5 protein-coding genes are annotated in these 7,950 nt (G+C 40.2%); 1 reads left to right on the top strand and 4 read right to left on the bottom strand.

Annotated features, from left to right (window positions below; genetic code table 11):
- Positions 1 to 166: 166 nt before the first annotated feature.
- The 4 genes from ABZA00_RS01810 to ABZA00_RS01795 form a co-directional block, all read right to left on the bottom strand.
- A complete protein-coding gene (locus tag ABZA00_RS01810) occupies positions 167 to 733 on the bottom strand; it encodes a hypothetical protein (protein ID WP_372880433.1) in 567 nt (188 codons plus the stop codon).
- A 293-nt stretch (positions 734 to 1,026) separates the two neighbouring features.
- Complete coding sequence (gene sbcB / locus ABZA00_RS01805; protein ID WP_372880432.1) at positions 1,027 to 2,454, bottom strand: exodeoxyribonuclease I; 1,428 nt, start codon at positions 2,452 to 2,454, stop codon at positions 1,027 to 1,029.
- Between the two features lie 733 nt (positions 2,455 to 3,187).
- On the bottom strand, positions 3,188 to 4,180 hold the full coding sequence (gene gap, locus ABZA00_RS01800) for a type I glyceraldehyde-3-phosphate dehydrogenase (protein WP_372880431.1): 993 nt from the start codon (positions 4,178 to 4,180) through the stop codon (positions 3,188 to 3,190).
- A 345-nt stretch (positions 4,181 to 4,525) separates the two neighbouring features.
- Positions 4,526 to 5,431 carry a D-hexose-6-phosphate mutarotase gene (locus ABZA00_RS01795; protein WP_372880430.1) on the bottom strand — a complete coding sequence of 302 codons (906 nt, stop codon included), beginning with the start codon at positions 5,429 to 5,431 and terminating at the stop codon, positions 4,526 to 4,528.
- A gap of 307 nt (positions 5,432 to 5,738) precedes the next feature.
- On the opposite strand from ABZA00_RS01795, the gene malQ reads away from it, so the two are divergent.
- Positions 5,739 to 7,937 carry a 4-alpha-glucanotransferase gene (malQ, locus tag ABZA00_RS01790; RefSeq protein WP_372880429.1) on the top strand — a complete coding sequence of 733 codons (2,199 nt, stop codon included), beginning with the start codon at positions 5,739 to 5,741 and terminating at the stop codon, positions 7,935 to 7,937.
- Positions 7,938 to 7,950 lie beyond the last annotated feature (13 nt).

The following is a 7,950-nucleotide window of genomic DNA, read 5'->3' as shown; positions in this document are numbered from 1 at the left end:
CGGATCATGTGGCGGTGCTGCACTAGATGCCCTGACGACTTATATCGAGCAACAAAATAGACCTAAGTAACGTTAATCCTTCGCATCAATGATTTTCATCACCGCCATGAATGACGGTGTTTTTCATCTAAATGGATAAAAGGAATAGTGTAGCGGTTAGCAAACATTAGAACTGTGTTTCAAAACCAAATAAGGCAAAACTTGTACCGTATCCAGGAATTGCATTATTGGAAATAACTATCTTGAATTTACTGTATGGACTGGTATTGAAGCTGAACCCTGTCCCTAAGGATAACTCACTGTTATATATGTCAAATTCTTCAGAATTGGCGCGATAGTTATAGAGTAGGTGATCCGCTGAAAAATTACTTAAATAGTATGAGTAGGGATTTGAAAAGTGACCGAAGAGTTCCAGTTGTAAACCTTCTTTATTCGTTGGAATAAGGGGGATTGCAACAAGTTCGTAGTGCACACTTTTTTCAAAAGTACTGCTTGTTATGGATGTATTGAAGGATAGGTTTTGATAAAAATCGCTGAAAACAGTATCCAGGTACAAATAAGTTATCTCGGGAATAGTGTAAGCAGAGCTAATATTAACAGCAAATTGGTTGCCGCTAACGTTCTTTTGAGCAACATTTTTTTTGTAGGGGGCTAGGGATGCGTTGGAAGGAAGTTGTTCAGCGACACAACAACTGGAAATAAAAGAAGCTAAAATAAAAATAGATCTTATCACAATCCTAAATCCTTATTTAGTTTTGACATCCTTACGGTGGTTTCAGGTTTCCGCTTCATCGTACGTTGCCCGGGGAGTCAGCCTGGTTTTCGCGTTTAGGTCTACATTGGGTGCCTTACGGGCTTCTCGCAACTCATGGCATAAGTCTGATACGCACTCCAAAGACTTAACATTCTGCATACCCTGCGGTATTTTCTAAGCATAGTATGCAGAAACAAACCTTGCATTATATCTCTGCCTTAAAGGGCGAAGTTTTACGGTAAAAAATGACTAATTATATAATTAACCTGAGGTTATTCATAGTGTAAATAATTCAAGTAATCATATAGTTGCTTTAACAATGCCATTTTTGTAGGATTGCTCTGATTTTCCAGCGCCAGTGCATCAAGTTTTTCAACGTAAGTTTGACTGTTTTCCAATAAATAAGCCTGGCGGTACCTTGTCCATTTCTCTCGCTCTTGTGAATTTAAGGACTCAGGTGCATTTCTTGCTCTGTAATGCCAAAGCAAAATTGCCAACCTGTCGTCTTCAAAATTAAATTCTTTTTCACTTAACTGCTCCCAGGTACTATTACAGACTTGATCTATCAGAACCTTGTCTTCAGTAGAGAAAAAACCGCCGCTATATAACATCTCTTCTGCAGATTTGTTGTTATCGGGAGTGTGATCCTGAGCAAAAACCTGCCGCAGTTTTTCTGCCAGTTCCGGATGACTATTGAGAAAATCCAGAGAACGCCGGCATTGCTGACGACTAATACCCAATTGATCTGCGCGTTGTTCTGATAATGTTTTTGCAGGTGCAATAATAGGGCATTTATTGATATGTACCAGCTTGATAGCAGGACGCTCAATACCGTCAGGCAAGTCACAACCGGGTGAATAGAGGTATGTTCGGATTTGCTCAACAGAAAGGCTCTCTAAATTAGTTAAGTCTTTATTTAAATCAACAACAATTACGGCATTTTTATTAGTCGGGTGCTCTGCCATCGGCATAACGTAGGATGCGCAGCCCTGGATGGCCGGAAACATCCCTGAAACATGCACAACAGGAGTGCGGCTGCCAAGTTTTAGCTGTGCCAGAACATTGTGTTTTTTACGTAGCTCAAAGAAATAGCCATAGAGTTTAGGGTGTGTCTCTTTAATTAATTTCGCGATAGCAATGGTTGCATAGACATCACTCATGGCATCATGCGCCTGTGTATGTGCTAAATCGTTTTCTTTTGTTAACAGCTCCAAACGGAAAGAGGGCGTATCATCCTCATCCACAGGCCAATTTATCCCCTCAGGGCGCAGTGCATAACACGCTCTGACCATATCGATAATATCCCAGCGTGAGCAACCATTTTTCCATTCCCGCTGGTAAGGGTCGCGGAAGTTCCGATATAACGTAAAGCGCGTTACCTCGTCATCAAAGCGGATATTGTTATAACCTACTACACAGGTATTTGTCTGACTGAATTGCTGGTTAATAAGGTTAATAAACTCATTTTCGGATAGCCCGTTCTGTAAAGCGCGTTGAGGCGTTATTCCTGTAATTAAACAGGCTTCCGGATTCGGCAGATAATCATTAGGAGGTCGGCAGAACCATTCATCGGGGTCAGAAATAATATTTAAATCAAGATCGGTACGTATACCTGCAAATTGAGAAGGGCGATCCGCTCCGGGATTGAGTCCGAAGGTTTCATAATCATGCCAGTAAAGCGTTTGCGGGGGTTGATTCATTTATAAATACCAATTAGAGACAATTTTAAAATAGTATAGTGTGGCAATATATAATAAAAAAAGCGAATCAATTAGAAAATAAACAACAGGTTAGAATAAAAAAGCGAAAAAACAAGCGGTAGGCGAGTAGTTAAATTAGCAAACAACTATTAACAGCTGGGCTTTTTGTTGCTTAAAGCAACAGATATATACCCATGTTACTTCAAAATGCTTTGTCAGGCACGAGCTCGGAGACCAGATCAAGGCGCAGCATGAGGTAATGGTTATTCCCTTTTCGATTGTTGAAACGCAGAGCTGGTTTTTGAGCTAGCGCCCCGTAGGGCAAGGCAACTTGTACCAATCTGCGTTGTTATAAAATCTCTATGTAGATTAACTATACTTCAATTTTATGCCTAGCATCTCGGCACAATTTGCCTTGCTGACTTTGCATCTTGAAATATCATGGGTATATACAACGTTTGTCACCAATCAGCTTTACTTTATTATCTGATCTATTTCGCAGGATCCGTTCCATGCACCACAAAGTATGAATACTATCGTGAGTGATAAATATTTTTTATTTAGAGATAACAGCGATTAGGTCAAGCACTTTGTTTCCTGGGGGTATAGCACCCGATTTCGTTATCGTGCCGGGATACAGAATTTAGCTGCAGGAGTTTGCTTTGCACTAATTACAGGCACAAAAAAGCCCGTACCGAAGTACAGGCTTACAATAAATATTGACTAACTAATCTTATTTAGAGATAAGAGCGATTAGGTCAAGAACTTTGTTTGAATAACCGATTTCGTTATCGTACCAAGATACTACTTTAGCGAATTTGTCAGTTAGAGATAGACCAGCTTTAGCATCGAATACAGAAGTTTGAACTTCACCGATGAAGTCTTGAGAAACTACTGCATCTTCAGTGTAACCTAGAACGCCAGCGAATTCATTTTCAGAAGCACGCTTCATTTCAGCACAGATTTCAGCGTATGTAGCTGGTGTTTTAAGGTTAACAGTTAAGTCAACAACAGAAACGTTAGCAGTTGGTACACGGAAAGCCATACCAGTTAGAAGACCGTCAAGAGCAGGGATTACTTTACCTACTGCTTTAGCAGCACCAGTTGAAGATGGGATGATGTTTTGAGAAGCACCACGACCACCGCGCCAGTCTTTCATAGAAGGACCGTCAACAGTTTTTTGAGTTGCAGTTGTTGCATGAACTGTAGTCATAAGACCAGACTCAATGCCCCACTTGTCGTTAAGTACTTTAGCGATAGGTGCTAGACAGTTAGTAGTACAAGAAGCGTTAGAAACGATATCTTGACCAGCGTATTCAGAGAAGTTTACGCCGTTTACGAACATTGGTACATCGCCAGAAGGACCAGTAAGAACAACTTTTTTAGCGCCAGCTGTGATGTGTTTACGAGCTGTTTCGTCAGTTAGGAAAAGACCAGTTGCTTCAGCAACTACTTCAACACCAGCTTCATCCCATTTTAGTTCTTCAGGGTTACGTACAGCAGTAACACGAACAGTAGTACCGTTAACGATTAGGTTACCGTCTTTAACTTCAACAGTACCGTTAAAACGTCCGTGTGTTGAGTCATATTTAAGCATGTAAGCCATGTAATCAACGTCGATTAAGTCATTGATTGCAACAACTTCAACGTCTGCACGTTCACAAGCTGCACGGAATACGAAACGGCCGATACGACCGAAGCCGTTAATACCTACTTTAATTGTCATTTTTAGATCCTTTTGGATAGTTTGATTTGAAAAACTGGTGTCATTATATGTATCAATGCAACCAAAAACTTGATGTTGGTCAAGTTAATTGTCTTGAATCAGAAATTTTGATAAAAAAAAGGGCAAATTATGCCTCTTTTTTATCAATGTGATTATAAAAATCATTTGTAATTAAATTACGCAATCATTTTAATGGCTAAACTACAGAAAAGAAAGCCAAACAAAAATTTAAGTTAAATTTCCTTGGATCTTAACCTGTTATCTTCTAATAAATATCCAGTTAAGTAATAAACTGATCATCTTTTAAGCATTCAATGATCATACAAAACAGTCATTTTTAGATTTTTACTGTGCAACAGCTTTTATCAAAGTGGTTAAACTGTGGCTGTTTCCCGGTTGGACAGTCACCCCCGGTTTGTTCGTAATAGTGGATTCAATACATAACATTGTTTGGTAACCATCGTCAGGCATATCGGCAAAAGCTTTTGCACCGTCTATCCAAGGTGTCCAGACAACCTCGGAGTCATTACCTGAATTCTCCACCACAAGTTGGCGAGCGAACTGTTTATCTGTTAATACCACAGCAGCGGGGGCTTTTTGAAAGATCGAATCGATAGGTCCGTTGATCTGCAGTGTAGTATCGCCTGATTTAGCCTGCCCCTTATCTAATGAATCGCTGTATTGGTTATTTAAGCCCGATACAGTGCAATACTCCGGTGCACTGATATTTAAATAAGTGTGCAACGCGCCTGAGTATGAGAAGGCAGTGTCACCGGTATTTTTACTGATCAGTTCAATTTTTACCTGGTCAGTTAAAGTGGCTTTTAACAGTAACTCAAATTTAAATGGCCATAATGTGCGGGTTTTTTCACTATCTGTAAGGCGCAGTTGAATTTCAACACCCTGCTCAGACTCATCTGCCGAAGCAAGCTCCCATTTGCTAATCCGGGCAAATCCGTGAGCAGGTACGTTTTCCCCTAAAGATTTATCGGCAGCACCAAACCATGGCCAGCAGACAGGCACGCCACCGCGAATTGCCTTTTGCTCATTATAAATGGCGGTTTTACTGGTCCAGATTATTGGCTGCTGTCCTTTTGACTGGAAATGTACAAGATGACCACCATGAAGGGCAAATGCGGCATCAAAATTATTGTGATCAATGACTAAAAATTCATATCCGGTCGGATCTGATTGAATACTAACTGCACTAGATAATGTTTTGATTTTGGTTAATAAAATGTGATCAAGCATGAAAAACTCCTATGTAATGAAATGTGATAATGGGGTAAGATATTATTTTTACAATGTAACTTTTCGCATGTTACATGAGAATTAATAAACAGATATATCAAATACGTAAAAAAAATTTCCATTTATTTCCTGTTTTTATTTGATGTTAATCACAAATTTTTCAGGAATTCTGTTTAGTTGTATAAATTCAAGTAGTATCCACTGCATTGAATAGTTAGCGCCTTGGGATAATGAGCACATTAGGGTACGGAAATCATTCATTTTATAGATAAGTTAGATCGCTCGATAAAAAATAAATAGGTGCTATATGACCAACTCTGCTTTAAATATGTTTATGGAAATAAAAGGAATCGATCCGCATTTTGTTGATGCATGGGGGAGCCCTGCTAAAGTTTCTGAGGAAAATATTAGAAATCTGATCAAGAAAATGGGTTTCGATGCTGATGATGATAAAGCATTAAGTGATTATTATCTGGAACAGGAAAGCCTGCACTGGTTATCTTTGTTGCCACCGGTTTCAATTTTTCAAAAAAATAAGACTTATACATTGGAGGTTTGTTTACCGATTGATTTCGTAACAGATGACTTACTTTATAAAATCATCACGGAAGATAAACAAGAGATCAGCCAGACACACTCGGCAATAAACTACCCGCTGCTTGCCAGCAAAGAAATTTCCGATGTGGAATTTCAATTATACCAAATTCCCCTAACGCTGGATCTGCCTTTTGGTTATCACAGCTTATCACTGTATGAACAGGGTAATGATGAGGCGTTGGCAACGATGTTTTTCATTATTACCCCAAAAAGTTGTTATACACCCGATACGATATTGCAGGGTAAAAAAACCTGGGGAACAAGTGTACAGCTTTACTGTGTTAAAAGTGATAGCAATTGGGGAATTGGTGATTTTGGTGATCTGAAAACACTGCTCAAAAACAGTGCCGAAAATGGCAGTGATTTTATCGGGTTAAATCCAATTCATGCTTTATCCCCATCCCATCCTGATAATGCCAGCCCATATAGCCCTTCTTCGAGAAAATGGCTAAATATTTTATATATTGATCTAAATACGGTAGATGAATTAATCCGTAATAAAAGTCTGCAGGCTAAAATCGGCAGTGATGAATTTCAACAACAGTTAGCGCTTCTGCGTGCCACTGAATGGGTGGATTATGAAAAGGTGACGGCGCTCAAACTTGAAATATTAAGAGCCTTATTTGCCACCCTTAATGATGACAGCCCCGAAAGTAAAATACGCCTGGCCGCATTAAATACATACGTTGAACAAAAAGGCGAATCATTACAGCAGCATGCTGCTTATGACGCCCTGCAGTTTAAATTCCTTGCCGAAGATCCTAACTCCTGGGGCTGGCCGGTATGGCCTGACGCTTTTCAATCCTACCAAAGTGAGGCGTCTCAAGACTGGATTCAGGACAATCAGCAAGAGGTGCTGTTCTGGTGCTATACACAATGGATTGCTGAATTACAGCTGGAAGAAGCAGATCAACTGGCGAAATCAATGGGCATGACACTCGGTATATACCGGGATCTGGCTGTCGGAGTGGCTTTAAACAGCTCTGATATTTGGGCGAACCATTCTCTATATTGTGAACATATCAGTGTTGGAGCTCCGCCTGATGTATTAGGTCCTCAGGGACAAAGCTGGGGGTTGCCGCCAATTTCACCAGCGCAATTACAGGAAACTGCTTATCAGCCTTTTATCGATCTATTACAGTCTAATATGCGTCACTGCGGCGCTTTGCGTATTGACCATGTGCTGGGTTTATTACGTTTGTGGTGGGTACCGGATAATGCAACCGCGGTAAAAGGGGCTTACATCTATTACCCGGTTCAGGACATGCTAAATTTATTAGCTCTGGAAAGTGTGCGAAACCAATGTCTGGTTATCGGTGAAGATCTTGGAACGATACCTGAGGGTATTGATGTTTTATTACAAGATGCCGGTGTTTATTCGTACAAGGTTTTCTTTTATGAGCAGGCGGCAGACGGCGGCTATATTGCCCCTCAACATTATATCAAGCAGGCAATGGCAACATTATCCACACACGATATGCCAACCATTAAAGGTTACTGGCATTGTGATGACCTGCATTTAGGCCGTAAGTTAGGCTTATATCCGGATCTGGATGTTTTCCACAAGCTGTTAGCTGATCGCCTTGCTTGTAAACAGCAAATATTAGATAGCTTACATGGGCTGGGCAGTTTGCCGGGGGATTTCCCGCGTAATGCTAAACATGTCGAAATGGATAAGACGTTAAATTTTGCCCTGCAAATTCATTTGGCGAAGGGGAGTTCGGCGTTATTAAGTCTGCAATTAGAAGACTTTTTAGAAATGGATAAACCTGTCAATGTACCCGGGACTTCTAATGAATATAAAAATTGGCGACGTAAACTGTCTAAAAATATTGATCAGATATTCACCGACCAAGATATAAAAACGTTGCTCGCTAACTTAACGCTAGCGCGCAATCCTAAAAAATAATTGTTCTTTAATC

Source organism: Psychromonas sp. (genome assembly GCF_041586535.1).
Lineage (GTDB): Bacteria > Pseudomonadota > Gammaproteobacteria > Enterobacterales > Psychromonadaceae > Psychromonas.
The sequence above is the reverse complement of the archived record's forward strand: the minus strand, read 5'-3'. Positions and strand labels throughout refer to the sequence as shown.